19 protein-coding genes and 3 pseudogenes are annotated in these 25,752 nt (G+C 67.7%); 9 read left to right on the top strand and 13 right to left on the bottom strand.

What is annotated here, in order from left to right; translation table 11 throughout:
* Positions 1–17 precede the first annotated feature (17 nt).
* Positions 18–233, bottom strand: a complete 216-nt coding sequence (locus tag ACTWQN_RS17495) for a hypothetical protein (RefSeq protein WP_443204557.1) — start codon at positions 231–233, stop codon at positions 18–20.
* A gap of 352 nt (positions 234–585) precedes the next feature.
* On the opposite strand from ACTWQN_RS17495, the gene ACTWQN_RS17500 reads away from it, so the two are divergent.
* Both ACTWQN_RS17500 and ACTWQN_RS17505 read left to right on the top strand, forming a co-directional pair.
* Positions 586–1,107 (top strand): hypothetical protein, encoded by a 522-nt coding sequence (locus ACTWQN_RS17500; protein WP_443204558.1) that lies wholly within the window; start codon positions 586–588, stop codon positions 1,105–1,107.
* A gap of 215 nt (positions 1,108–1,322) precedes the next feature.
* Positions 1,323–4,679 (top strand): TM0106 family RecB-like putative nuclease, encoded by a 3,357-nt coding sequence (locus ACTWQN_RS17505; RefSeq protein ID WP_443204559.1) that lies wholly within the window; start codon positions 1,323–1,325, stop codon positions 4,677–4,679.
* Between the two features lie 10 nt (positions 4,680–4,689).
* Here the strand turns inward: ACTWQN_RS17505 and ACTWQN_RS17510 are convergent, their stop codons facing one another.
* Positions 4,690–4,932 (bottom strand): hypothetical protein, encoded by a 243-nt coding sequence (locus ACTWQN_RS17510; RefSeq protein WP_443204560.1) that lies wholly within the window; start codon positions 4,930–4,932, stop codon positions 4,690–4,692.
* 1,709 nt (positions 4,933–6,641) lie between these two features.
* Here ACTWQN_RS17510 and ACTWQN_RS17515 point away from each other — a divergent pair.
* Both ACTWQN_RS17515 and ACTWQN_RS17520 read left to right on the top strand, forming a co-directional pair.
* A pseudogene (locus ACTWQN_RS17515) lies at positions 6,642–6,728 on the top strand (hypothetical protein); the annotation flags it as partial.
* Positions 6,729–7,077: 349 nt separating this feature from the next.
* Positions 7,078–7,254: pseudogene (locus tag ACTWQN_RS17520) on the top strand (amidase); the annotation flags it as partial.
* Here ACTWQN_RS17520 and ACTWQN_RS17525 read toward each other — a convergent pair.
* Positions 7,218–7,343 carry a hypothetical protein gene (locus ACTWQN_RS17525; protein WP_443204738.1) on the bottom strand — a complete coding sequence of 42 codons (126 nt, stop codon included), beginning with the start codon at positions 7,341–7,343 and terminating at the stop codon, positions 7,218–7,220. The pseudogene ACTWQN_RS17520 and the gene ACTWQN_RS17525 sit on opposite strands and share 37 nt — an antisense overlap.
* 105 nt (positions 7,344–7,448) lie before the next feature.
* Complete coding sequence (locus tag ACTWQN_RS17530) at positions 7,449–8,843, bottom strand: carotenoid oxygenase family protein (protein ID WP_443204561.1); 1,395 nt, start codon at positions 8,841–8,843, stop codon at positions 7,449–7,451.
* A 280-nt stretch (positions 8,844–9,123) separates the two neighbouring features.
* Between ACTWQN_RS17530 and ACTWQN_RS17535 the strand changes: the two genes are divergently transcribed.
* Positions 9,124–10,008, top strand: a complete 885-nt coding sequence (locus tag ACTWQN_RS17535; RefSeq protein WP_443204562.1) for a TetR/AcrR family transcriptional regulator C-terminal domain-containing protein — start codon at positions 9,124–9,126, stop codon at positions 10,006–10,008.
* Between the two features lie 19 nt (positions 10,009–10,027).
* On the opposite strand, the pseudogene ACTWQN_RS17540 reads toward ACTWQN_RS17535, so the two are convergent.
* Positions 10,028–10,429: pseudogene (locus ACTWQN_RS17540) on the bottom strand (hypothetical protein); the annotation flags it as partial.
* A gap of 402 nt (positions 10,430–10,831) precedes the next feature.
* Here ACTWQN_RS17540 and ACTWQN_RS17545 point away from each other — a divergent pair.
* From ACTWQN_RS17545 to ACTWQN_RS17555, 3 genes are all read left to right on the top strand, one after another.
* Positions 10,832–11,422 carry a site-specific integrase gene (locus ACTWQN_RS17545; protein ID WP_443204563.1) on the top strand — a complete coding sequence of 197 codons (591 nt, stop codon included), beginning with the start codon at positions 10,832–10,834 and terminating at the stop codon, positions 11,420–11,422.
* 181 nt (positions 11,423–11,603) lie between these two features.
* Positions 11,604–11,909 (top strand): hypothetical protein, encoded by a 306-nt coding sequence (locus ACTWQN_RS17550; RefSeq protein ID WP_443204564.1) that lies wholly within the window; start codon positions 11,604–11,606, stop codon positions 11,907–11,909.
* 227 nt (positions 11,910–12,136) lie between these two features.
* Positions 12,137–12,832: a GntR family transcriptional regulator gene (locus tag ACTWQN_RS17555; RefSeq protein WP_443204565.1), complete on the top strand. Its 696-nt coding sequence runs from the start codon at positions 12,137–12,139 to the stop codon at positions 12,830–12,832.
* Between the two features lie 46 nt (positions 12,833–12,878).
* On the opposite strand, the gene ACTWQN_RS17560 is transcribed toward ACTWQN_RS17555, so the two are convergent.
* The 8 genes from ACTWQN_RS17560 to ACTWQN_RS17595 form a co-directional block, all read right to left on the bottom strand.
* A complete protein-coding gene (locus ACTWQN_RS17560) occupies positions 12,879–14,456 on the bottom strand; it encodes a gamma-glutamyltransferase family protein (RefSeq protein WP_443204566.1) in 1,578 nt (525 codons plus the stop codon).
* Positions 14,453–15,025 (bottom strand): SGNH/GDSL hydrolase family protein, encoded by a 573-nt coding sequence (locus tag ACTWQN_RS17565; RefSeq protein WP_443204567.1) that lies wholly within the window; start codon positions 15,023–15,025, stop codon positions 14,453–14,455. Before ACTWQN_RS17565 ends, ACTWQN_RS17560 begins: the two co-directional genes overlap by 4 nt.
* Positions 15,026–15,063: 38 nt before the next feature.
* The gene (locus ACTWQN_RS17570; RefSeq protein WP_443204568.1) at positions 15,064–15,744 is read right to left on the bottom strand and encodes a GntR family transcriptional regulator; all 681 of its coding nucleotides are present in this window, start codon (positions 15,742–15,744) and stop codon (positions 15,064–15,066) included.
* A gap of 181 nt (positions 15,745–15,925) precedes the next feature.
* Positions 15,926–17,050 (bottom strand): ABC transporter ATP-binding protein, encoded by a 1,125-nt coding sequence (locus tag ACTWQN_RS17575; protein ID WP_443204569.1) that lies wholly within the window; start codon positions 17,048–17,050, stop codon positions 15,926–15,928.
* Entirely contained in the window at positions 17,043–18,764 is a 1,722-nt protein-coding gene (locus ACTWQN_RS17580; RefSeq protein ID WP_443204570.1) for an ABC transporter permease, read from the bottom strand. The genes ACTWQN_RS17575 and ACTWQN_RS17580 overlap by 8 nt, the downstream gene beginning before the upstream one ends.
* Before the next feature lie 65 nt (positions 18,765–18,829).
* Positions 18,830–19,921, bottom strand: coding sequence for an ABC transporter substrate-binding protein (locus ACTWQN_RS17585; RefSeq protein WP_443204571.1), 1,092 nt, complete (start codon positions 19,919–19,921; stop codon positions 18,830–18,832).
* 586 nt (positions 19,922–20,507) lie between these two features.
* Positions 20,508–21,740 carry an ornithine--oxo-acid transaminase gene (gene rocD, locus ACTWQN_RS17590; protein ID WP_443204572.1) on the bottom strand — a complete coding sequence of 411 codons (1,233 nt, stop codon included), beginning with the start codon at positions 21,738–21,740 and terminating at the stop codon, positions 20,508–20,510.
* A 124-nt stretch (positions 21,741–21,864) separates the two neighbouring features.
* Positions 21,865–22,830, bottom strand: a complete 966-nt coding sequence (locus ACTWQN_RS17595) for a threonine/serine dehydratase (protein WP_443204573.1) — start codon at positions 22,828–22,830, stop codon at positions 21,865–21,867.
* Here ACTWQN_RS17595 and acnA point away from each other — a divergent pair.
* The gene (gene acnA / locus ACTWQN_RS17600) at positions 22,829–25,690 is read left to right on the top strand and encodes an aconitate hydratase AcnA (RefSeq protein WP_443204734.1); all 2,862 of its coding nucleotides are present in this window, start codon (positions 22,829–22,831) and stop codon (positions 25,688–25,690) included. The genes ACTWQN_RS17595 and acnA overlap by 2 nt on opposite strands.
* The last annotated feature ends 62 nt before the right edge of the window (positions 25,691–25,752 follow it).

Below are 25,752 nucleotides of genomic sequence, written 5' to 3' on the forward strand. Positions count from 1 at the left end.
CCCCGGCGTCCCCCGGATCAGGCTGCCCTCAGCTTCAACCGGACTGCTGCGACAGCCCGGCGGCGGAGTCCTTTCACCCCCGCCCGGTCATCAAGCGCCTCGCGGCGCACGGTGCCGTCCACGATCAACAATGTGTCCGGGCTGTGCTTGCGCGTGGTCGCAGACAACGCGAGATAGGGACCGAGGTGGTCCACGACCCGCCCGGCTGCGGACTTGGAAATATCGAACAGCAACGCGACCTGCCGAAAGTCAGGTTGGTGCGGTAGTACACCGCCACCAGCAGCACCCGATCGTCCAGCGACAGACCCCACCGACGACCGGCGCCGGTCTGCTCAGCGCCACGACCTCGCACGATGCCCACCAACTTGCCGAACTGCCGCACCGACAGCCCCGTGAACGTCGGTATCCACCCCGGCTGGTCAACCCCGATCACCTGCACCATCACATGATCCACTACCACCCGGACCCGCGATTACGGGACAACCTTTAGGAGAAAAAGGCGAAGAACGAGGACAACGTCCTGCGGCGGAAGCCCGAGCTCCAGACCATACCCGCGTAGGGAGAGCGATCCGTTCAGCTGACGCCGTGGGACGTACTGCATGTCTCGGCCGGGCCATCGCGCTGTCGAGACGAGAAGCTGCGCGCGGACTCGCCGAGCACTGGGGCGCGCTGAAGTACAGCCAGGCACTGACCTTCATGAAGCTGTCCGCTGAGGGCAAGGTGACGGCGGACTACTACAAGGCCAACCAGTCAAGCGAGCTCGGTGTCGGCTTCGCTCTGGCGCTGGCCCATTGGGTCCTGGCGCAGCGCCATTCGGACCGTGTCGTCTCGATCGTGCCCGCGGACACGACGCTGCGCGCCGGCTGGGCTCTGACCAGCAGGGAGAAGGGCCGACGAAATAACTACCGGTATCGCCCGCAGTTCTTCGTCGAGCTGTGGAAACCGGGAGCGCCTTCCCTGGCGCTCCCGATCGCATGCAAGGGCAACCACAGCAACGCCGCGTACTCCCACGGCCAACTCGCCTCCGCATCGGCTCACGTGGAAGCGGTGCACATCGGGCCCTGGAACGAGCCGATTCGATCTGAAGTCGCATACCCGAACCGCTGACCTGCAAGCACAGCAATCTTCCCCGACGCCGGGCGGTTCTTCTGCACGGGCAAATCAGCTGCCCAGGATCCCCACCGCGGTCGGCGTCATCCACGCCTGCCCAGAACGGTGCAGATTGGTACCGGATCGGCAGCGGTGAGCGCGCGCCGCGAGCCACGGCGTGTCGGCACCCATGGTGCCGACCTGGACGGGCGCGCATGTCAGACTGCCAGGCAATGCATACCCCGTCCGACCTCGCCGACCTGCTCGAATGCGAACACCGCAGCATCCTCAAGCAAGCGTTGGCGGCGGGACTGCCCGGCGCGCCGCGCCCGGGCTCCGGACCCGACCGGCTGGCCGTCAAGCACGGCCACGCGCACGAGGCAGCCGCGCTCGAACGGCTGCGTGACGAGCGCAAGACCGTGATCGAAATCGACGAGCGCGACCAGGTCGCCGCCGCGAAGGCGACCGAGGAAGCGCTGCGGGCGAGCGCGCCGGTGGTCTACCAGGCCGTCTTCCACGACGGCGAGTTCTCCGGCCGCGCCGATTTCCTGCTCCGCGACGACCAAGGCCGTTACGAGGTCTACGACACGAAGCTCGCGCGGCACGCGAAGCCATCCGCGGTCGTGCAGCTCACCGCGTACGCCGACGCGTTGCGCCGCGCTGGTTGGCCGGCCGGGCCGGAGATGCACCTGCTGCTCGGTGACGGCACCACGCGCAGCCTGCGCGTCGACGATTTCCTGCCGCTGCTCGATCGCCTCCGTGACCGGCTCGTCACGCGGCCGCCACGGCTGCCGGAACGCATGTGGGCCGACGAACGCCCCGCCTGCATCGGCTGCGGCTTCGCTGACCACTGCTCGTCCGCGCGCGAGGCGGACCGGGACCTGTCGCTGGTCGCGGGCATGCGTGGCGAACAGCGGCGCAAGCTCGTGACGGCCGGGGTCGGCACGATCGACGCGCTCGCCACCGCCGAGCCAGCGGACCGGCCGCGTGACATGTCGGCGGGCACGTTCGCGACCTTGCGCGCGCAGGCCGCGATCCAGGTGCGGCAGGACGAAACCGGGGAATTGGCGTACGAGGTCATCGACCCGTCGGTGCTGGCCGAGCTGCCGCCGCCGAGCCCCGGCGACATTTTCTTCGACATGGAAGGTGACCCGTATGCGCTCGCCGGCGCCGGGCTGGAGTACCTGTTCGGCGCCGTCACGCCCGACGCGCGCTTCACACCGTTTTGGGCGCATACGCGTCCGCAGGAGAAGCGTGCCTTCGAGGAGTTCGTCGACTTCGCCACCGCCAGGCTGACCGATGATCCGGACGCGCACATCTTCCACTACGCGCCGTACGAGGTCACGGCCGTCAAGCGGCTCGCCGCGGTGCACGGAACGCGCGAGGAAGCCGTGGACGAACTTTTGCGCAGCGGCCGGATGGTCGACCTGTATACCGTGGTGCGCAAGGCTTTGCGCGTCGGCCAGCGGTCGTATTCGATCAAGTACCTCGAACCGTTGTACATGCCGGGAGCCCGCGACGGCGACGTGAAGACGGCCGCGTCGAGCATCGAGGCGTACGAGGACTACCTGACACTCACCAAGGCCGGCGACATCGAAGAGGCCGACGAGGTACTGCGCGGCATCGCCCACTACAACGAGTACGACTGCGTGTCCACGTTGCGGCTGCTGGAATTCCTGCACCTCGTCCGCGAGGAAGCGGGCATCGAACTCGCAACCCCGGCGCCAGAGTCCGAAGTGGACGCTCTGCTGCGGCGGACGGAGGAGGAAGAGGCCGCGCTGCGCCGGGCCGAACGCGCGGCCGCGCTGGCGGCGCTGGTCGACCCGCTGCTCGACGGCCTACCCGACGATCCCGTCGACTTCACCCCGGACGACCACGCCCGCGCGCTGCTCGCCGCCTCCGTCGGTTACCACCGGCGCGAGACGAACCCGGCGTGGTGGGAGTTCTTCCGGCAGCTCGCCGCACCGGTCGGCGACCTCGAGGTGGACACGACCTGCGCTGTGCCGGTGTCGGTGTCCGCGGAGGAGTGGGTGCCGCCGTCGGGACGGCTGCGCACGGCCAAGCGCACGGTCATCGTGGCGTGCGACCCGGACCGGCCGCATCCGTTCGCGATCGGGGACGGCGTGCGGCTGCGGTACGGCGCCGATGCGCGTGACGCGAAAGTCATGGCGGCGTCGGCGGTCGAGCTGACACTGGAGGAGAGCAGCGCACCGGACAGCACGTCGAACGAGCCACCGGTCGCGGTCCTGCCGGGCGGCCCGGTGCGGCCCGCGCCGAAGGACGAGGCCGTGGCCGACCTGGCCCGCCTGGTCGGGGAAACGCTCCCTGAGCTGCCCGCGCATCCGGGTGTGGACCTGCTGCGCCGGATCCCGCGGTTGCGCGGCGGCGCGCTGCCCGCACCCGGCGAGGACTCGGTGGCCACCGTGATCGAGGCGGTCGACGCGCTCGACGGGTCGGTGCTCGCGGTGCAGGGCCCGCCCGGGGCGGGGAAGACGTACTTGGCGGGCAAGCTGATCACGCACCTCGTGCGGTCCGGGCGGACGGTCGGTGTGACGTCCAACAGCCACAAGGCCGTGGAGAACGTGCTGTCCGCCGCGCTCGGCAACGCGCCGTCGATGGCGTGCGCGAAACGGCCGCGCCGGAAGCCGGATCCCGCGCTGCCGTGGGAACAGCCGAAGACGAACAACGCGTTGGCCAAATGGCGCGACGAGCACAACGACGGGCACCTCGTCGGCGGCACCGCGTGGACATTTGCGAACGCCGCCGTGCGCGAAGAACCGTTCGACGTACTGGTGATCGACGAGGCCGGGCAGTTCGCGCTCGCGGACGCGCTGGCCGTGTCGATGTGCGCGAAGAACGTGGTGCTGCTGGGCGATCCTCAGCAGCTGCCGCAGGTCGTGCAGGGCACGCACCCGGCGGGCGCGGAGGCGTCGGCGTTGGGGCACCTGATCGGCCACGCGGACATCATGCCGCCCGAGCTGGGCTACTTCCTGGACCAGACACGGCGCATGCATCCGGCCGTGTGCGCGCCGGTTTCCCGTTTGTCGTACGCGGGTTTGCTGCACTCGCACCCGTCCGCGGACCGTTCGGTCGACGGCTTCGCCTCCGGGTTGTACCTCGCGTCGGTGGAGCACCGCGGGAACACCACGCGGTCGATCGAGGAAGCGGCGCAGGTCACGTCAGTGATCGCGGACCTGCACGGGCGCACGTGGCAAGGCCGTCCGCTGACAGACGCGGATTTCCTCGTGGTGGCGCCGTACAACCTGCAGGCGCGGACGGTCACGCACGCGCTTGCCGACGCCGGTTTCGGCGACGTGCGCGTCGGCACGGTGGACCGGTTCCAAGGCCAGGAAGCCCCAGTGGTGGTGACGACGATGACATCCTCGTCAGCGATCGACCTACCCCGCGGACTGGATTTCCTGCTGTCCCGCAACCGGTTGAACGTGGCACTGTCGCGAGCGCAGTCGGTGGCGGTGCTGGTGTGCAGCCCGCAGCTGCTGGAGGCGGACATCCGGACGGTCGAGCAGATGCGGCTCGTCTCAGGAATGCTCGGACTACTGCGGGACGCCCACTCCTGGCCCGCTCGCTGACCCCCAATCCCTACTCGACCCAGCCCGAGTTCTGCAACGGCACTTGTCGTCGCGTTGACGACACCTCTTCAAAAGTCCAATCCGGACCGGAATGGACCACCACCAGCCCGTCCGTGCGCAGGTATTCGACCAGGTCCGCGTCGTGGCCGGTGATCATGCCGTGATCGCGGATCGTGGTGTTTCGGCTGTTGTACCTAACGTCGGTGACCGTGTTCGGCTGGCTCGGGTTGTTCGCCCGGCGTACCGCGACCAAGGATGTCGAGATCCTTGTGCTGCGGCATGAACTGGCAGTGCTACGCCGTCACGTAGGTCGCCGGCCCCGCTTGTCGTGGCCGGATCGAGCCATCCTGTCCGCATTGGCCCTGCCCTTGTCGATAACGTCATCCGCGCTGGTGAGACGCGGCGGGCACGGCGTACGGTAGGTCGACCGCAGTCACTCAACCCAGCGCTACTCGCTCGGTCGATCACCAGGGCATGATGATCGACTGTGCTGCGACGACTGGCCTGCCTAGGTGTGACGAACGCGTTCGCTATGCTGCACCTGCTGCTGACGAGTGACCGGGACAAAGACGTCGAGATCCGGGCCCTGCGCCATCAGATCACGGTGCTGGAGCGCCACCTCCGTAAAGAGAGGGTGCGGTTCACCCCAGCCGTGAGATGCCACCTTGCAGCGATCGGTGCACCCCGGCCCTATGCGCTGCCTCCCTGTCTGGGAAATTCGTGCCCTCCGCGTATCCCTCGATCTCGCTATAGACGCAACCGTCGCCACGATCAAAAGCGTAGGCAAGTTCTCTTATCCGAACGGTGACTCGACAAGACGCGACGTTGGAGCTCCGCGTGGCCGTGGCGGGACAGGTAGCAGTGTCCCGATGCCAAGCGCCTTCGCTACCAGCGCGACGGGGCTGCTCGGGCACACGTTGGGACACCCACAAGCACCTGCCCCAAGCGCAGACCGGTCGACATTTTCGCAGCTCATAAGGCAATTCCACCTGTCCCGCCAAGGCGTCCCAGATGGACACCCGACGGGACAGCCGGGACAGCAAAAGCCCCCTGCCTCAGCCGATTTCGGGAAGCAGAAGGCGTGTAGTTAGCGAGCAACTCCCCCCTCGGACACGTGGAGCACCCCAGGTCAAGCTAATGACCTGGGGTTTCTTCATGACCGCTTGGATGACCGCTTTCACTTCAGTCTTCCGACCTGCGCCTTTGCTGGTGGGGGCGCAAATCCCATCTGGATACGCACCTACCTACCGGTCCAGGTCTCGCCCACCATGTTCCAGAGCCTCGAAGACTTACCGCCGCGACCGCCGCAGCGTCATCAAGCGACTGGCACCGTCGCCGGTCACGACCGTCTGCACAATCTGCCCGGCAACGACTTCTTGATCTTCTTGCTCCAAAGCCTGTGGGGTTTCAAAATCCGGTCGCGCTCGCGTTCATCCAGCTGTTGCCTCGGGCGATGCGTGGGCATCGGCTAGTCACGCCGGACACGGTGATGCGGTGGCATCGTCGTTTGGTGGCGAGGAAGTGGACCTTCCCACATCGATGCGGACGCCCACCTATCGATGACGACATGGCCGTGCTGATCGCCCGTTGACAGACCCCTCCTGTCCACGGCAAACAGGTCCAACCTGGGCCGAATTCCTACGTGCGCAAGCAGACGGGATCCTGGCCTGCGATTTCTTCCACTACGACACGGTGCTACTCACCAGCCTTTATTGTTTCGCAGTCGTCGAGCACGCCACCCGTCGAGTCCATATCCTCGGCGTCACCGCACATCCCACCGCGGACTGGGTCGCCCAACAGGCCCGCAACCTGCTCATGGACCTCGGTAACCGGGTAAGGCAGTTCAGGTATGTGATCCGCGACCGAAACGCCAAGTTCACCCGTATGTTCGACGCCGTATTCGCCAGCGAGGGCATCCGGATCATCAAGACACCGATCCAAGCACCTCGCGCGAACGCCATGATGGAACGCTGGATCGGCACCCTCCGAAGAGAATTTCTCGACCGGACGCTCATCCTCAACGCCCGCCACTTACGCCAAGTCCTGGCGGAGTACGAAACTCACTTCAACACCCATCGACCACACCGATCTCTCGGCCAAGCCGCCCCGCTACGACCACTGGACGAGCTTGAAACGGGCGATATCAAGGTCATCAGACACGACCGACTCAGCGGACTGATCCACGAATACAGGCGGTCGCATAGGCTGGCCGAGTTTCGGGCACCCACAGGGTTTTCAACCGAGAAGAACCATCTCCACCAGGGGCTTCGTGTGCTTGTCTACCCGTCGGGAGTCGACGTGTCCAGCTCTGCCCTCCGCTTCCTCCTCCCAGGCGCGCAGTGTGCGGACGACTTCCTCCGCGTCCACCAAGCGGCTGCACGGCGAGCTCCTCCACCGGATGCGCGAGTTCTTCGGCCGCTACGACGTCCAGCTGCTGCCGGTCAGCCAGGTCGCGCCGTTCGACATCGACCTGGAGTACCCGACGGAGGTCGCCGGGGTAGTGATGGTGTCCTATTTGGACTGGATGCGGTCGGCGTACTACGTGACGGCAACCGGGTGCCCGGCCCTCTCGGTCCCGGCCGGATTCACCCCGGCGGGGCTCCCGGTGGGGCGCCAGTGGTCGGCCCGCACCGGGCGGACCTCCGCGTCCTGCGAGTCGGCCATGCCTTGGAGAAGGCCACCGGCCACGCCGCGAAGCTCCCGGACCTGGGCTAGCGAACGCTGCGGGGCCGCGAGTTTCGTTCGGCGCGAACCTCGCGGCCTCGGCCGTCAGGCGTCCGGGACCCAGCTTCCGTGCAGGCCGAGCGGCACCCGCGCGGGAAGGTGGATCCGGGCGACCGGTGGGCCGGTGAAGTCCTGCGCGGCCAGGACCACCAGGTCCGCGGCACCGCGATCGGGGTTGTGCGCGAACGTCATCAGATAGCCGTCGTCTTCGGCTCCTCCGGACGGGTCGGGCACGAAGACGGCTTCGCCGACGGCGGCGTCGGTGGCGAAGCGGTGCACCTCGGTGGTGCCGCGGTGCAGGTCGTGCTTGACGATGGCGTTGGCGAACGATTCGTCCGGGTGCTCGTCGACGCGCGCGTGCAGCGCAGCCGTCGCTGCGGAATACCCGTACCGGTGCGGCCGCGACACCATCGCCTCGTTCAGCCGGGGGAAGTCCTGAGGTCGATCGTCCAGCCGGTTGCGGCGGACCGCGCCGCCCGCCAGCTCGACGGTCCACCGGTCGAGCGTGGGGTGGACGGCGCCGGGATCGGTCGGGTCGACAGGACCGTCGGCGCGGATGAGGTCGATGACGAGCTCGGTGCCGTCCTCGTAGGCGTTGAGGGTGTGGCTGATGTGCGCCGGTTCGGTTTCCGACCAGCGGACCGGCCCGCCGGACCTGGGCATGACACCCAGCCGTCCCGGGTGCTCCGGGTTCCAGCCGATGGCGGAATCGGGTCCGGCCCCGGCGATGAGCGCTTCGAGGTCGTAGGCCAACGGTGTGTCGTACAGGACCACGTGGTTCTCGGTGAGCGCGAAGTCGTGCATGTACGGCGTGTCGGCCGGCATCGGGATGTTGGTCGCGCGGGTGACCACGCCCGTCGCGTCGGTGACGATGTGCTGTGCGTGCGGCATTCCCGGGATGTAGGCGAGGGAGTGCAACTCCCCGGTTTTGGTGTCCAGTTTGGAGTGTGCGTTCGCGCTGAAGCCGTCGGGAGTGGCCCCCAGGTCGCACGGCCCGACCGTGTCGAGTTCGTAGCCGAGCTCGTAGGGCAGCGCGCCAGCTTCGACGAGGGCGAAGGTGCGTCCGGCGTGACCGATCACGTGGACGTTCGGCGAGTAGTGCGCCCTCGGGTCGACCGGGGAGGCGGGCGCGGGCTCCCCTAGGGCGCCGAGCACGCCCGGCGAGCGCACCCAGCGGTTCCGGTACCACTCGGCCCGGCCGTCGCGGATGCGCACGCCGTGCACCATTCCCACTCCGGTGGCCCAGATGTGCGCAGCGGGGTCTTCCACCCCGAGCGGGTTGGGGCCGATGCGCAGGTAGCGGCCGTTGAGCTCGCTGGGGATCCGTCCCGTCACGGCCAGATCGTGTGCCGTGATCTCCTCGGCCACGGGCGCGAAATCGCCTTCGAGGTAACGGTTGGCGGCTCGTCCGACCGAACCTCGGGCATGCGTCTTCTCCACCGGGTCTCCTCATTTGCTGGCGAAAGGCCGAACAGTCGCGGACGGCAGTTCGAGACAACAAGTGCAATCGATGGGTACAAAGTACAAGAATAGGATTCAAGTTGCAAAAAATCCTGTCATATAAACAAATTTCGAGGATCCTGACCTAGGGCAGCCAAGCGGAAACAGTTCCATCGGACCATTGACTTTCCTAGAATTCGCAGAACCGGGGTGAGTTCATGTGCGGCCGACCGCATATCTGCCCTAGGGTAAAGGCGGCCCACGTGCGAAGGAGGCGACCGTGACCGGACGTGCCCCCCGGACCGAACCGCCGTACCTGCGAATAGCCGCCGAGATCCGCGCCCGCATCGCGGCCGGCGAGCTGCGCGCCGGGGACCGCGTGCCTTCCACCCGGCAGATCACCCGGGAATGGGGCGTCGCGAAAGCGACCGCGTCCAAGGTCCTGGAGACGCTTCGCCGCGAAGGCGTGGTCCGGGCGGTGTCCCGCGTCGGCACCGTCGTGTCCGACCGCGAGCTGAGCCAGGACCGCATCGCCGCTGCGGCGATCGCGATCGCCGACGAGCGCGGACTTGCCGGGCTGTCGATGCGCGGCGTCGCGGGCGCCCTCGGCTCGCCCACCATGTCGCTCTACCGGCATGTGCGCAGCAAGGACGAGTTGCTCGACCTGATGGCCGACGCGGCCATCGGGGAGATCGATCTCCCCGTGCCGCCGCCCGGATCGTGGCGGGCCGCGCTGGAACTGGCCGCCCGGCTGCAATGGCGGGTCTACCGGCGACATCCCTGGTTGCCGTTCGCCCTCTCCCTCACCCACCCGCAGGCGCTGCCCAACATGGTGCGCCACGGCGAGTGGATGCTGCGCGCGGCCGAGGAGCTCGGGCTCGATCCGGAGACCCGGGCGAAGGTGCACTTCGTGATCGTCAACTACGTGCGCGGCACCGCCACGAACCTCGAACTGGAAACCGCGATGGAGCAGCGGACGGGACTGTCCGGTGGCCAGTGGATGACGGCCCAGCTCGCCGCGTCCGGCGACGACCTCGCCGAGTACCCGGCGCTTTCGAGGGCCGCCGGCCGTTCTCCGGAGTTCCGCATCGACATCGACGATTTCTTCGAGTTCGGGTTGCAGCGCGTGTTGGACGGAGTGGCCGCGCTCGTCCTCCCGAAGTGACCGTGACTCGTGTGCACGACTATTCCATGCCAGTCGTCCTGAGGAGGTGTCGGTCGTGGAATGGCTTCCGTCGAGCAGCCCGGTGCGGCTGCTGGAGCAGCCCGATCCGAACTACCCGCTGCCCGAGCCGCACCGGTTGCTGGCCGCGTACCGGGCGATGGTGCTCGGCCGCCGGTTCGACGCGCAGGCAACCACGCTGCCTCGCAAGGACAAAGGCTGGCGTCCGCTCAAACAGCCAGCGCGGCTGCGCGCGACCTACACCCGCCCCGAAGGGGTGCGGCACATGTTCGCCGCACTGGACCTGATCACCGGTGGAGCCCTCCCGCTTCCGTGGACAGTCGCGAAAGTGGCACGACTCGGCACTGCCGTACCGGCCCGTTGTGGGGTCGTAGTGGCGGTGGAAGTTGTAGTTGAAGCCGGTTTCGGGGTCGTGATATTGGCCCGGGAAGCGGAGCGGTGTGGAGGCACTACCACGGTTTTGGTCGGTCGTGGCGCCCTAGAGGGTTGTGCGGTGGTACCAGGCGATGCCGCCGTGGTCGTTGATGAGTTCTGTGGGGGTGCCGACGACGTCGGTGACGATGGAGTAGAACTGCTCGTCGATCCATTGCTGGGGGGCGTGGCGCAGCGGTGATCGTTCGGTTTGCGTCAATGGCCGGAAGGTTCCCGGTATGTAGTTCCAGACCGTGACGCGAGCGTCGCTGAGCTGAGCGCCGTCGGTCTCGGCCGAGACGGCCCGTGAACGCAGTTACTTGAGCGAATCAGCCGAGCTCCGACAACTGGAGCCGGGTGGATAGCGCGCAACTCCCCCCTCGGACACAAAAATGTGGCATCCCTGCTACATCTCACGTGCTCCTACTGGAACCGCATCGAGAACCATTGGGGCAACCGACGCCTGGACGAACCCACCCCGTCAGAGATCAAGCAACTCGTCGAGTACATCAAGACCCACGTCGTCGCCCGCCGCAATGGACGCGGCGGACGCAGCGCCGGCGAACACCTCATCGCTGCCCTGCGCTGTTTTTACCGCCATGCCGAAGACGACGGACACATCTCCCCGGCCGATAACCCCGCACTCGACACCCTCCTCCTGCCGCTGCACACCGAAACCGCCTGCCGCGGAGGCGCACTCGCGCTGCGCCCCCAAGACCTCGACCCCACCCAGTGTCTGGTCTTCCTCCGGGAAAAAGGCGAGACCGTCCGCTGGCACCCCGTCTCCCCCACCCTTACGACCCACCTGCAACACCACGCCGAACAACGCGGAGCACCGCGCACTGCGCAGCTCCTGCGCTACACCAGTGGCAGGCCGATCATCACCCGACGCTACGACCACCTCTGGCACCGCATCGGCATCCACCTACCCTGGGTCGCCACCCGAGACACCGCCGGGATCGATATTAATTTCAATAAACACTGAACAAATCATTATCGTTGAATCAACGTGTGGCAACAACCACGGACGACCGAGGCGGTGATTTCCCGGAACAAACGAAGCCGCAGGCCAGGTCGCCCACCAAGCGTTCGTCAGCGAAGGGTCATCCGGTTGTCGGATTCAGCGGAAACTGCGGCACCTCTGACCAGTTCAGGGATTCGCCCAGGTGAGCCGCCACGACATCGGCGATGTGCTGAGCGCCAGCGATGTGATGCGGGCACACGTGATCGCTCCGGCCAGCACCAACGAGTCAGACGTCAACCTTGAAATCGCGCCCAACCTGACCTTTGAGGTCCGGGAACTCCCTGTGCACCAGCACCTCGAACCCCGCGAGGTCCGGGTTCGAGAGGTTCACCTTCTTGACGTTCTGCGCAAAGCTCTGCCCCTGCCGACAGAGCACCGTGGCGAAGAAATCCTCGACAAAGCCCTCGAATGCGCAGCAAGTCCTCCACGTCTGCTGCTGTGGCTTTGATAAGTCCAAGACCGTCCTTTCCGGATCACACGCCACCTCCAGCACCACGTGTTGACGCGTATGCCATCACCAGTGCTCCGGGGCAGCCGACGACACCGCGGCGATTAGGATGCGATCAACGAACGACGGACAGAGCAGCGACGTCAGAGAAGCGTCACCGGCCGCGTGCGGAACGCACGGGAGCCTTCTCGGGTGGCATCGCAACTCGATGGTGGGAGGAGGCAGGCATGCCCAGACCCGAGGACGGCTTCTTGACGAAAAGCGAGTTCGCCTACTCGTGGCTTCGAGACAGGATCATCTCCCACGAGTTCCCGCCCGGCGAGATCATGAACCAGACGCAGATCGCCAGGGACCTGGGCATCAGCACGACCCCGCTCAGAGAGGCACTGCGCAGGCTCAAGTCCGAGGGGCTCGTCGAGCTCGACGCCCACCGCGACGCGCGGGCCACCACGCTGTCCGCGGAGGAGGCGCGTGACCTGATGGAGACCAGGCTCGCGCTGGACCCCCTCGCCGCGGCATTGGCCGCCGAGAGGAGGTCGAAGGAGGACATCGCCGATATGCGCGCCGCAGCCGATTTCGACGCGCTGCCCGACCGCGCGGCCATGCCCGACCTCGCGGCGCATCGGCGGTTCCATCGGTCGATCTACCGCGCCTCGCACAACGAGATCCTGATCTCGACACTCGACGCGTTGTGGGACAAGGCCGACCGCTACCGCCTCATGGGCCTGCGTGATCGCGGCGGCAGGGCGAAGGCCGACCAGACGGCGGAGGAGCACCGGTTGTTGCTCGGCGCCGTGATCGCCGGCGACGCCGACGAGGCGTCAGCCGTCATGACTCGCCACATTCGCGGCAGCCTCGGTGCCAAGGCCGCCGCCCGGCTGGCCCGGACGGCGGCTGGCTCCCACTCTCGCGACCAGCACTGACCGACGGAGATCGGCGAGTCCGCGCAGCGCGATCACGTGTTGGCCGTCATCGCGCGGGTAGCTCGACCTCCACGGCCGCTCCATCCGAGCGGGGGTCGCTGGCCGCGTCGAACCGGCCGCCCGACCCGACCTCGATCAGGTTGGCGTGCCCCAGCCATTCGTCGTGCGGGGGCAGCAGTTTGGGGACGAAGCCGTGCTCGGCCAACGACCGCGCGGCGTCGGACGGGGCGTCGCGTTCCAGGTAGACCGTCCGGTTGGTGTCACCGCTGTCCTGCACCCCGACGATCCACCGGGGAGCGCCGACCGCCTCCGCGGGCGTCTCCCCCGCCAGCGATCGCAACAGCAGCTGGGCATGAATCTGCGGTTGGCCGTGTCCTCCCATCGTCGAGCTCACCCACCTCACCTGATCGTCCTTGACGACCAGGACCGGCATGAGCGTGTGCCGGGGCCGCTTGCCGGGTTCCACGACGTTGGGCGAGCGCGGATCGAGCGAGAACGACCTCCCCCGGTTCTGCAGGAGGATTCCGGTTGCGGGTTCCAGCACAGCCGAACCGAACGAGTTGTAGACGCTCTGGATGAGGGAGACCGCGAACCCGTCCGAGTCGATCGCGGAGATGCCGACCGTGTCCCCGCCGACGCGCCGCGGCCCCAGCACGCGCTCGGCCGGGTCCAGCTCCAGGCCGATCAACCGCTCGGCATCCACGTCGGCGAATCTCGGATCGGCCAGCAGGAGATCGCGGACGGCGTTGCTCCGCTCGAAGATGGCCGCCAGCTCACCGGCCCGTGCGCCCAGGACGTCGGCGGGGTCGCCGAGCCGCTGAACCCGGTCCAACGCCCTCAGCAGCATGAACCCCTGGGTGTTCGGCGGGCTGGTGATGACCTCGTGCGCGCGGAACGTGCCCCGGACCGGGTCGGCGAGTTCGGCCTGGAAACCGGCCAGGTCCTCGATGGTCAGCACCGAGCCGAGCCGCCTCAGACCATCGGCCAGACGTCGGCCCACGGATCCGCCGTACAGCGCGTCCGGCCCCTCGGCCCGCAGCTCGGCCAGCGACTCCGCCAGCGCGGGTTGGCGCAGGAGCTCACCCTCCCGCAGCGGGGTCCCGCCGGGGAGGAAAACCTCGCGACAGCCGGGATCCCGCATCAGCACGTCGTGTTTGTCGGCGATGGCCGCCGCGACGGACCTGCTCACGGGCGCACCCTCCGCCGCCAGCCGGATCGCGACGGTGAACTGCACCGCCCAGTCCAGGCGGGCGCCGAATGCTCTCAGCGATTCCCAGCCCCGGACCGCGCCCGGCACGGTCACGGTGTCGATGCCCCGCATGGGGAGTTCGGCACCGTGTGCCGCCCGCAGCCGCTCGACGGACTGCCCGGAAGGCGCACACCCCGTCGCGTTGACGCAGCGAACCGTGCCATCAGGGGTGCGGACGAGCGCCACCACGTCGCCACCGAGCGCGGTGTTGTTCGGATACACGACGTTCAGCACGACGGCGGCGGCGATCGCGGCGTCGATCGCGTTCCCGCCAGCGCGAAACGCCTGCTCGCCCGCGTCCGTCGCCAGGTGGTGCGGGCTCGCGATCGAGCCGTACCCGTTCGATGTCGCTGCCGTGGCCGAGGTGTGCGTCATGCCGTGGTACCCCGTTCTGCGGGCCGGGTCAGGGTCCGTGCGATCACCTGCGCCAGGGGCGGTATCAGCGAGGTGTAGCTCTCGCCCGTGAGGTGCAGTCCATCGTCTTCGAGTCCCCGGGCCGTCCCGCCGGGGCTGAGGATGCGATCGGTCTCCAGGCAAGCGTCAGCCCCGACGGCGGAACGCAGAACCTCACGATATTGGTCGAGCTCGCGGTTGGTGCGCATCCCGAGGCCCGGCCGTTCGATCTCCTCGATCACCGGAGGCAGGAAGGCCACGAGGCTGGCACCGGCGAACGCGTCGACGATCGCACCGATGTTCGCCGTGAACTGGTCGAGCGCGACCCGCTTCCACGGGGCGCAGTCGTTGCCGCCGAACGACAGCACCACGGTCGAGCAGCCGAGACCGGCGAGAACCGGGGCGCGCGTGACCCCGTCGGTGCTGTCCCAGCCGCCGGCGGCGCAGTTGTACAGCGTCGCGTCGCCGCCCAGCTCCCGCTCCAGCTGCTGGATCCGCGGCTTGGTGAACCGCGCCAGCATGCTGTCACCGAAGAGCATGATCTTGTCCATCGGTTCCCTTCCAGCTCGCGATGTCGGGCCCTCCCGCGTCACGGGTGATCCGGCCTCGTGGTCAGACGCGACAGAGCCGTCGCGCCGAGACTGCTGCGGATGTGCCTGCGCATCACCTCGGCAGCGCCAGCACCGTCCCCGGCGATGACCGCGTCCAGGATCGCCCGGTGCTCGGCTGCCGTCTCGTCCCGCCTCGCCTGATCACGCCGCTCGCGCAGGCCCACCATCCGGTAGCGGTCGGCCTTGTCCCAAAGGCCGTCGAGCGTGGCGATCAGCAGCTCGTTGTGCGAGGCGACGTAGATGGATCGGTGGAACCCACGGTGTGCCACCAGATCGGACACGTCGGGCCGGTCCGGCAACGGCCTCAGCTCCTCGAACGCCGCCCGCATCCGGACGATGTCCCGCGACGCGCGACGCTCCGCGGCGAGGGAGGCGGCGAGGGGGTCCAGGGCGCGGCGCATCTCCAGCAGGTCCCTGGCCTCCTCCGCCGACAGTCGGCTCACCCGTGCGTCGCGATGCGCACCGAGCTCCACCAGCCCCTCCGACTCAAGCCGCCGGAGCGCCTCCCGCAGCGGGGTGGTGCTGATTCCCATGTCCCGGGCCAGGATCGCCTGGTTGAGCAGCTCTCCCGGCCCGTAGTCGTGGGCGAGGATCTTGTTCCGCAGCGCCGCGTAGGCGAACTCGCTCTTCGTGGAGAAGTTCTCGAAGCTCCCGTTCATGGTCGTAACCCGCCAGACACCGGCAGACATGCGGTGTTCAGGCTGGCTCCTTGAGAACGGAGCGGAAGAAGTCGAACACCGTGCTGATCACCTTCGTTCCCGCCCGAGCGCCCCCCTCGACCAGCAGGAAGTGACTCGCGGAGTTCTCACCGCACCGGTCCGGCATCTGTCGATCCTCCCGTCAGGCCACTGTCGAGAGCTGCTGCGCGTCCACCGAGGGCACCCCGACACCCGGGTACAGGAGCGCGTCCTGCCGGTCGAACACCAGCCGTACACCGCCCTCCAGCGTTCCGTCCTGGGTGATCACCTTGACCACGCTCGTGCCGAGCCGCAGGTCGTACTCGAACCGGGAGCCGACGTACGCCCGGGTCAGCACGTCGGTTTCCAGCACGTTCGCCACGGGCGACTCGCCGTCCGCCGGGATGATGGACAAGCGCTCGGGGCGGATCGCCACGGTCACGTCCTGGCCTGTGGAGAACGTGTCCGGCGACGCGACCTCGACCACCGCGTCCGCGCTCTGCAGGCGGACCTCGACGACCCCGGGCCTCCGGTCGGCGACCTTCCCGAGCAGGAAGTTGCAGCTGCCGACGAACCCGGCCACCTGCGCCGTGACCGGCCTGTCGTAGATCTCGGCGGGCGTGCCGATCTGGCTCATCTTCCCGTCGAACATCACCGCGATCCGGTCGCTCAGCGACAGCGCCTCGTCCTGGTCGTGCGTCACGTAGACGGTGGTGATGCCGAGATCCTCCTGCAGGCGCTTGAGCCAGGCACGAGCCTGCTCCCGCAGCTTCGCGTCCAGGTTCGACAGCGGCTCGTCCAGCAGGAGCACCGATGGCGAGTACACCAGCGCACGCGCGAGCGCGACACGCTGCTGCTGGCCCCCGGAGAGCTCGTGCGGGTACCGGGCCCCCAGATGAGCGAGACCCACCTTGTCGAGGGCGTCCTCGATGAGCTTCGCCCGGTCCTGGCGCCGGACCTTGCGGATGGACAGGGGAACGGCGAGGTTCTGCGTCACCGTCATGTGGGGCCACAGGGCGTACGACTGGAAGACCATGCCCAGGTTCCGCTCCTCCGGAGGAACGAGGAACTTGCGCTCGGTGTCGACGAAGGGCACGTCGCCGACCGTGATCGTGCCCGTCGTCGGTTCCTCCAGCCCCGCGATGCAGTTCAGCGTTGTGGACTTCCCGCACCCGCTCGGACCGAGCATGGTGAAGAACTCGCCGTCGCGGATGGTCAGGTCGACCGCGTCCAATGCGGACACATCCCCGAATCGCTTGGATACCTGCGAAAGCCGGACGTCAGGCATTGGCGTGTCCCTTCATGAAGCGGCTCGCGATTCCTACGACCGCCGCGGTGATGACGATCTGCAACGTGGCGAGCGCGGCCACGGAACCGGTCTCCCCTTCCCCCCACAGGACGAGCATCGTCGTACCGATGACCTCCGAGTTCGCCGAGGCCACGAACAACGCCGACGCGTAGGCCTTCAGCATCGCCACGAAGGTCAGGATCATCGCGCCGACGAAGGCGGGGATCAGGAGTTTCCACAGGATCCGGACGAACGCGCCCAGCCAGTCCGCGCCCGACGTCCGTGCGGCGTTGTCGAGTTCGGAACCGATCTGCGTGATCGACGACGCGATCGAGCTGAACGCGGTGGGCACCACGCCGAACCCGAACACGATGATCACGGCGATGAGCGTCCCCTTTGCGATGAGGCTGAACGGACCGCTGCTCGGGAGGAGTGCGAAGGTCCAGAAGAAGCCGATGCCGACGATGATGCCGGGGATCGCCTGCGGTGCGAACGCGAGGTATTCGACCGCGCGCCGGAAGCGGAACGTGGACCGCCGCGCCACGACGACGGCGATCAGGGCGATCAGGCTGACCACCACGGCGCCCACCGCGGCGACGATGATGCTGTTCGTGATGGACCGCGTGTAGTCGTCGAACATGAAGATGCGGGAGTAGTTCTCCAGCGTCACCGTCCGGAACGGGTTCTGCATCGGGGTGAAGACCAACGTGAACGACCGGAAGACGAGGCCGAAGATCGGTATCGCGGCGCCGAGGACGACGTATGCGGTGACCAGGATCGCCCCCACCCACTTGACCCAGCCGAGTTCGAGGCGGCGCGGGCGGCTCGCCTTGCCGCGGACCGAGACGAAGCGCTGCGCCTTCTTCAGCACACGCGCCTGGAGGAACACCAGTCCGATCGTGACGACCAGGATGATCATCGACGCCGCGCCGAGCACACCGTAGTCGGGCTGGACGGACTCAAGTCCGTTGCTGTAGAGGAATGTCGAGAACACCCTGATGTCCGTCCGCGCGCCGTACAGGAGCGGAACGCTCAGGGACTCGATCGACGACGTGAACGTCAGGATCGTGGCGTACACGATCGGCGGCCGCAGCATGGGGACGACGATGGTGCGGAGAATCCGCAGGGGCTTCGCGCCGCACACCCGAGCCGCGCTCTCCAGTGCGGGATCGGCCTGCCGCAGCACGTTCGCGCAGAAGACGTAGGCGATGGGCGCGAGGGCGACCGCCTCGGTCAACGCCATGCCGGGCAGGCTGTAGAGGTTCCACGGCACGAATCCGAGCAGGTTGCGCACCGCGACGCTGATGAAGCCGGCGGGCCCGTACATGGTGATCCAGCCGAACCCGAGGATCAGCGACGAGATGTAGAACGGCCACTGCATCGAACCCGCGAGGACCCTGGCGAACGGCAGCTTGGTCCGGACCACGAGTACCGCCATCGGCACCGCGAACACGAGGGTCAGGACCGTGGTCAGCACGGCCAGCAGCACCGTGTTGACGATGACCTGACCGAACCCCGCCTCGGTGAACAGCTTGACGAAGTTGTCGATCGTGAAGATCTTCCCCGTCTCGTACAACGGCCGGTCGATGAACGACTGGTAGAGGATGGGGGCGATCGGCGCGATGACGAACAACGCGAGAAAGGCCAGGGTGGCGTACTGCAGCAGCACACCCTTGTCGATGCCGAGGACCCGCCGGTACTTCGGCGCCGGCAACGAGGTTCCGGGAGCAGCCGCCCCCTGAGCCTCGGGGCGGCTGCGAAGCTCGGTCGTGTTCGGGGTCATCGGTTCATCAGTTCTTCGAACCGGGCCCGGAACCTGTCGAGCTCCGCGTCAGGAGTCGCCTCGAAGGGGACGACGACAATGGAGTCCACACCGATCTCCTTGACCAGATCCTGGTACGTCCGCAGACCTTCGGTGCCGGAGATGCCGTCCCGGTAGGCGGTGAGCCCGCCCTCCGCCACCGCGCGCTGGCCCTCTTCGGAGAGCAGGAAGTCCACGAAGAGCCGGGCGGTGTTCGGATGCGGCGCCTTGTTCATGATCCCCACACCACGACCGAGCAACAGCGTGCCGTCCTTCGGCAGGACGAACTTGACCAGACCGGCACTCTTCTGCTCCTGCGAATAGCCAACCGCACTGCTGATCAGGAAGCCGGCCGAGTACTCGCCCGAGAGGATCTTCTCGATCTGGGTGCCGGAGGACGTCTCCGCGCTGGAGAGGGGAAGCAGTTGCTCGAACGTCGACCAGGCACGCGGGTTCTTCGGGTTGTCCTCCGTCCACGCCTTCGCCACGGTGAAGCCGAATTCGGTATCCGCGCTCCGGACCACGACCTTGCCGTCGAGCTCGCCGGGGTGTGTCCTGGCGTAGTCCGCGAGGTCTCCGAGGCTGGTCAGGTCCTCGGTGATCAACGACGTGTTGTACACCATGCCCATCGGGTCCATGGACATCGCGTACACGTTCGGGAGGAGCTCGGCGAACTCCGGCAGCTTCTCCAGTTCCGGCGACCGGTACTCGGCGAGCGCGCCCTCGTGGGCGGCGAACTCGCTCCATCCCTGGGTCGAGCTCACTACCAGCATGTCGGACTGCACCGAGTCCGTCGCCATCTGGCTCAGCAACTGCTGGTAGATCTCGACGCCGCTCTCCTTGGCCAGGATCGACTTGACCCAGGGGTACTTCTTCTGGAAGTCCCTGAAGACCGGGGCCCAGTTCTCCTTGGCGGTGCCCGAGCTGATGATCAGCTCTCCGCCCTCGGCCTTGGACCCTTCGATGATCTTCTGGTAGTCCACCGGGTAGTAGCTCGGCACCTGCTCCACGGCGATCTCGTTCGGTGCAGCGGCGGGCTCACTCGCGCAGGCCGCCGAGAGAAGAACCACCGCAGCCGCCCCCACAGCACCCGCTCGTCGCAACCATCGAGTTCGTTCAGCCATTTCGCACGCCCTCGTGACTCGTGAGGTGGACTTCAAATTGGCCGGTAACCTACAGCCTATAATCTAAGACTGTCAATCAAGTCACACCCGAGGACGGCGGTCGGCAAGCCCATGCCGACTTCGCGGCAACCCGGTCTCCACACCCAGGATCGGCGAGGATCTGCTTGTATTCAGGGGAAAACCACGACAGCACCGAGCCACGGGAAGACCCCGGTGCACCGCGTACCGCACCTCGCCCACGGCACGGCAGCCGACGCCGACCCCGGCGGGCCGGTTCCGAACTCGGACCCCAGCCGCCGTTCGCTATAACCTGTGGATGCCGTCCATCCAGCTCGTACTCGTCACCCAGTCCTTGCATTCCGGTCATTCGAGAAACCAATCCAGGGACTCCGCCGCGACATCGACATGCGCGACGCACATCGATTTCCCGACAGGAATCCGCGCATTCCCGTGCAGCGGTTCGACTCCCGCGTTCTCGTGTGCCGGTGGCACAGTTGCGCCGACAGCCTCGACGAGATGTCCTCGAACGCCACTACCGCGGGCGTACCACTTCTTCGAGTGCGTCGAGTCCCTGGTCGAGTTCGTCGTGGGTGATGACGAGCGGGGGTGCGAGACGAAGGGTGTGGCCGTGGGTTTCCTTGCACAGCACCTCGCGCCGCAGCAGCGCCTCGGAGACCTGGCGGCCGGTCGGTCCGTCGGCGGGGAGGTCCACTCCGGCCCACAGCCCACGCCCGCGGACCGCGGCGAGGCCCTGGCCGAGCATGGCCGCGAGGCGCTGGTGCAAGTGCGCGCCGAGAGCGATGGCCCGCTCCTGGAACTCCCCCGTTGCCAGCAGCCGCACCACGGCGCGCCCGACCGCGCAGGCCAGGGGGTTACCACCGAAGGTGGAGCCGTGCTCGCCGGGGCGCAGCACGCCCAGCACGTCGGCGCGGCCGGCGACCGCCGAGACGGGCACGATCCCGCCGCCGAGCGCCTTGCCCAGGGTGTAGAGATCCGCGCGGACACCCTCGTGGTCCAGCGCGAGCACCTGGCCGGTTCGGGCCAGCCCGGACTGGATCTCATCCGCGATCAGCAGCACCCCCGCCGCATCGCAGAGCCGCCGGACCTCGGCCAGGTAACCCGCCGACGGGACGATCACCCCCGCCTCACCCTGGATCGGCTCCACCAGCACCGCCGCCGTCCGCTCGGTGATCGCCCCGGCCAACGCCGCCGCGTCACCGTAGGGCACCACCACGAAACCCGGGGTGAACGGCCCGAACTCCGCCCGCGCGGTCTCGTCGGTGGAGAACGACACGATCGTGGTCGTACGGCCGTGGAAGTTCCCGCCGGCCACCACCACCTCGGCCGCCCCGTCCGGCACCCCCTTCACCCGGTACGCCCACTTCCGCGCCACCTTGATCGCCGACTCCACCGCCTCGGCACCCGAGTTCATCGGCAACACCAGCTCCGTGCCCGTCAGCGCGGCCAGCTCCCGGCAGAACAACCCCAGTTGATCGTGATGGAACGCCCGCGACGTCAACGTGACCCGGCTCAGCTGCTCCACCGCCGCCGCCACCAGCACCGGATGCCGATGCCCGAAATTCAACGCCGAATACCCGGACAGGAAATCCAGATATCGCGCCCCCGCCACATCGGTGACCCACGCCCCCTCCGCCCTGGCCACCACCACGGGCAACGGGTGGTAGTTGTGCGTGCTCCACCGCTCATCCAACGCGATGAACTCAGCGGGCGCGGTACCGATGATGTCCTCGGCAAAAGTCGTCATGGTTACAGGCTATAGCCTATGAGAAGCAGCCACAGCCGAGATCCGTTGCCGAGATCATTCGATCGTTGCGCTTCTCCGGCGGACATGCATCGATTCGTTGCTCAACTGCGCCGCTGGCGCACGCTCAGTTCGCCGCGCGTGCCATGGCAGCGAGGAACGTCTCGACCGAGACGTTGCGGCCGCACAGCACGACGGCCACCTTCTTGCCTCGGTAGCGTTCGGCGGTCTGGAGCAATCCGGCGACGGCGACACCGGCCGAGCCCTCGATCATCCACCGCTCCCCCTCGGCGATCTTCCGCATCCCGAGCGCGATCTCGTCCTCGCTGACGGTCACGGTTTCGTCGATCACCTCCTGGCAGACCGGGAAGGTGACCGAACCCGGTTCCACCGCCCCCGCCGAACCGTCGGAAAGGGTGTCGTACTCGGGCGTTTCGACGATGTGGCCGGCGTTCAGCGAGTCGAGCATGCACCTCGACGCCGCCGGCCACACGCCGACCAGCCGAGTTTTCGGGCTCAGCGCCTTGAGCGCGGTGCCGACCCCACCGGCGAGACCGCCCCCGCCGACGCAGAGGAAAACCGCGTCGAGATCAGGGGCCTGCTCGACCAGTTCAACCCCCAGGGTCCCCTGCCCCGCCATCGTGTCGAGGTCGTTGTAGGGGGCGACGTACGGCTGGCCCTGCAGCTCCGAATGCCGACGTGCCTCGATCTCCGAGTCGAGCGGGGATCCGTCGACCACGACGAGCTTCGCCCCCAGGGCCTCGATCGCGGCCATCTTCGAGGGCACGGCAGTATTGCTGACATATACGGTGACCCCGACACCGGCCAGGGCACCGGCACGAGCCACCCCGAGTCCGTGGTTGCCGGTGGACGCGGTGACCACACCGGACCGCGCGGCCTCGCCCAGCGTACGAATCTTGTTCGCGGAACCGCGCACCTTGAACGAGCCCGTTGGCATCAGGTGCTCCGCCTTCAGCCAGACGTCGCACTGCGCCTCCCGCGACAGAAACGCACTGCGCTGGAGCGTGGTCACCGGAACATCGGGGCGGATACCCTTGTGGGCAGCCAATATCCTCTCGAACAGCGTGACCATGCTCGAACTCCTAAGGTTGTCGGGTCTGCGGAACGGTGTTCGTGCTGCGGATCCGAACTCTACTGACTGCCCGCTCTCGGCCGACAGGATCAGCGCCCAGTCCACGACGATGGCATGCCTGGTTTCGTTGGGCTATGTTATAGCCTATATCCTTGTCCACGGAAGGAATGACTTGAGCACGGTGCGGACAGCGGCGCTGAACAGCTATCAAAGCCTCGCTCTACTCGATCTCGCAGGTGAGCGCTTTCGTGTGCACCGTCTCGACGCAGTTCCCGGCGCGGAACAGCTGCCGCTGAGCCACAAGGTGCTCCTGGAGAACCTGCTGCGCCACGAGGACGGGCACTCCGTGACGACCGAGCAGATCGCCGCGCTCGTCCGCGGTCGGGTGGACGGGGCCCCCGACGTCATCTCGTTCGCGCCGTCCCGGGTGTTCCTCCACGACACCAACGGGGTTCCGGTCCTGACCGATCTCGCCGCGTTGCGCGACGCGATCGCCGAGGCGGGTGGCGATCCACGCCGCGTGAGCCCCCTCATCCCCAGCCACCTGACCGTCGACCACTCCATCGCCACCGAGGTGTCGGGCCGCCCGGACGCCGTGCGCCGCAACATCGAAATCGAGTACGCGCGCAACGCGGAGCGGTACCGGTTCCTGAAATGGGGCGAACGGCTCGACGGTGTCCATGTCGTTCCGCCGGGCAGCGGCATCATGCACCAGATCAACCTGGAGTTTCTCGCGCAGGTTGTCGAGCGCCGCGACGGTTGGGCATTCCCGGACACCTGCGCGGGAACGGACTCGCACACCACCATGGTGAACGCGCTCGGCGTCCTGGCGTGGGGCGTCGGCGGCATCGAGGCCGAGGTCGCCCTGCTCGGGCAGCCGCTGAGCATGGTCGTCCCACCGGTGGTGGGCGTCGAGTTCGTTGGCGAGCTCCGGCCGTCCGTGACCGCGACCGACCTGGTGCTCACGATCGCCGAGACGCTGCGCGCGCACGGTGTCGTCGGCAAGTTCATCGAGTTCACCGGCGCCGCCGTCGCCGGGATTGCCCTGGCCCAGCGGGCGACGATCGCAAACATGTGCCCGGAGTTCGGCGCCACCGCCGCCATGTTCCCGATCGACGGTGCGACGCTCGACTACCTGCGGCTGACCGGCCGGCGGCCCGATCACGTCGCCGCCGTGGAGACCTACGCGAAGGAACAGGGGCTCTGGCACGAACCCGCCGGCAGCCCGCGCTACGACGAGCGGTTGCGGATCGACCTCTCCCAGGTGACCGCGTCACTCGCCGGCCCTCGCCGGCCCCAGGATCGCGTTCCCCTGGGCGACATGCGAAGCAACGCCGCCGCAGCGGTCGAGCGGGTCCGCACCGCCGGGCCCGCACTCCGCAGCGGCGGATCGGTCGCGGGCCCTGCGGTCGGCCCCGGCCAGCAGGTCCAGGACGGCGCTGTCGCCATCGCCGCGATCACGTCGTGCACCAACACGTCCAATCCGCATGTCATGGTCGCCGCCGGCCTGCTGGCCCGGAACGCGCGGGCACGGGGACTGGGGACCAAGCCATGGGTGAAGACGAGCCTGGCACCGGGTTCGAAGACCGTCACGGACTACCTGCGGCGCTCGGGTCTGTCCGACTCGCTCGACGAGCTCGGCTTCAACCTGGTCGGCTACGGCTGCATGACCTGCATCGGCAACTCCGGACCGCTGCTGCCCGTCGTCGCCGAGGCGGTCGCCGAACGCGGCGTCGTCGTCGCCTCCGTGTTGTCGGGCAACCGGAACTTCGACGGGCGCATCCACAACGACGTCTCGATCAACTACTTGGCGTCGCCACCCCTGGTCGTCGCCTACGCCCTCGTGGGCTCGGTCACGCACGACCTGCTGTCGGAACCGCTGGGGACGGACGCGGACGGCAGGCCCGTCATGCTCGCCGACCTGTGGCCGAGCGACGCCGAGATCGACGCGGTGATCAACGCGCACCTCACTCCCGAGCTGTTCAGCGACGCCTACACCGGCATCTTCGACGGCGACCGGAATTGGGCCGATGTGCCCTCGGCGACCGGTGACCGGTTCGGCTGGTCGGCCGAATCCACCTACCTGCGCCGCCCGCCGTTCCTGGACGCGGCGGCCGAGGAGGCGCCGAGGCCGGACGACATCGTCGGCGCGCGGGCGCTCGCGCTGCTCGGTGACTCGGTCACCACCGACCACATCAGCCCGGCCGGACGCATTCCCGTGGGGAGCAGTGCGGGACGCTATCTCACCGGGCTCGGCGAGACCGACCTGAACACCTACGCCTCTCGTCGGGGGAACTTCGAGGTGATGGTGCGCGGCGGGTTCGCGAACCCCCGCCTGCGGAACCTGCTGGTGGCGGAGGGTGGCGGGGTCACCCCCGATTTCACGCGGGACGGTGCTGTCGTTCCCATCCATGCGGCCGCGCGGTCGTACGCGGCGGCGGGCGTCCCCCTGATCGTCGTCGCCGGCGAGGAGTACGGAACCGGGTCATCCCGGGACTGGGCGGCGAAGGCGACCGCGCTGCTGGGCGTCAGAGCAGTGCTCGCGCGGTCGTTCGAACGCATCCATCGAGCGAACCTGGCCCAACTCGGCGTGCTGCCCCTGCAGTTCCTCGACGGACAGAGCGCCCGGTCACTCGCCCTGGACGGCACCGAAATGTTCGACATCATCGGCATCGAGCGCGCGCTGCGGACCCCGTCCTCCTCGGTGACGATCCGGGCCAGGCCAGCGAGCGGCGACCGGCCCAGCCTGGATTTCGACGTCAAGGTGCGGCTGGACACGCCGCAGGAAGCCGTCTACTACAACAACGGCGGCGTCCTGCCCTTCGTCTACCGGCAGTTCCTGCGGGAAGACATTGGCTGAGAACTCGTCTTCGAGCTCGTTTAGCGTGGGTGGCGGCCCCTGCGGGAGTTGCCGTCGCCGTC

Origin of the sequence: Saccharopolyspora antiqui (genome assembly GCF_052246905.1) — a bacterium.
Lineage (GTDB): Bacteria > Actinomycetota > Actinomycetes > Mycobacteriales > Pseudonocardiaceae > Saccharopolyspora.

Excerpts from the sequence above, each read along its gene's own strand:
- ACTWQN_RS17505 (WP_443204559.1), top strand. The coding sequence starts at position 1,323 with ATGCATACCCCGTCCGACCTCGCCGACCTGCTCGAATGCGAACACCGC.
- ACTWQN_RS17525 (WP_443204738.1), bottom strand. The coding sequence starts at position 7,343 with ATGGCCGACTCGCAGGACGCGGAGGTCCGCCCGGTGCGGGCCGACCAC.
- ACTWQN_RS17555 (WP_443204565.1), top strand. The coding sequence starts at position 12,137 with ATGCCCAGACCCGAGGACGGCTTCTTGACGAAAAGCGAGTTCGCCTAC.
- ACTWQN_RS17560 (WP_443204566.1), bottom strand. The coding sequence starts at position 14,456 with ATGACGCACACCTCGGCCACGGCAGCGACATCGAACGGGTACGGCTCG.
- ACTWQN_RS17565 (WP_443204567.1), bottom strand. The coding sequence starts at position 15,025 with ATGGACAAGATCATGCTCTTCGGTGACAGCATGCTGGCGCGGTTCACC.
- ACTWQN_RS17570 (WP_443204568.1), bottom strand. The coding sequence starts at position 15,744 with ATGAACGGGAGCTTCGAGAACTTCTCCACGAAGAGCGAGTTCGCCTAC.
- ACTWQN_RS17575 (WP_443204569.1), bottom strand. The coding sequence starts at position 17,050 with ATGCCTGACGTCCGGCTTTCGCAGGTATCCAAGCGATTCGGGGATGTG.
- rocD (WP_443204572.1), bottom strand. The coding sequence starts at position 21,740 with ATGACGACTTTTGCCGAGGACATCATCGGTACCGCGCCCGCTGAGTTC.
- acnA (WP_443204734.1), top strand. The coding sequence starts at position 22,829 with ATGCTCGAACTCCTAAGGTTGTCGGGTCTGCGGAACGGTGTTCGTGCT.
- ACTWQN_RS17595 (WP_443204573.1), bottom strand. The coding sequence starts at position 22,830 with ATGGTCACGCTGTTCGAGAGGATATTGGCTGCCCACAAGGGTATCCGC.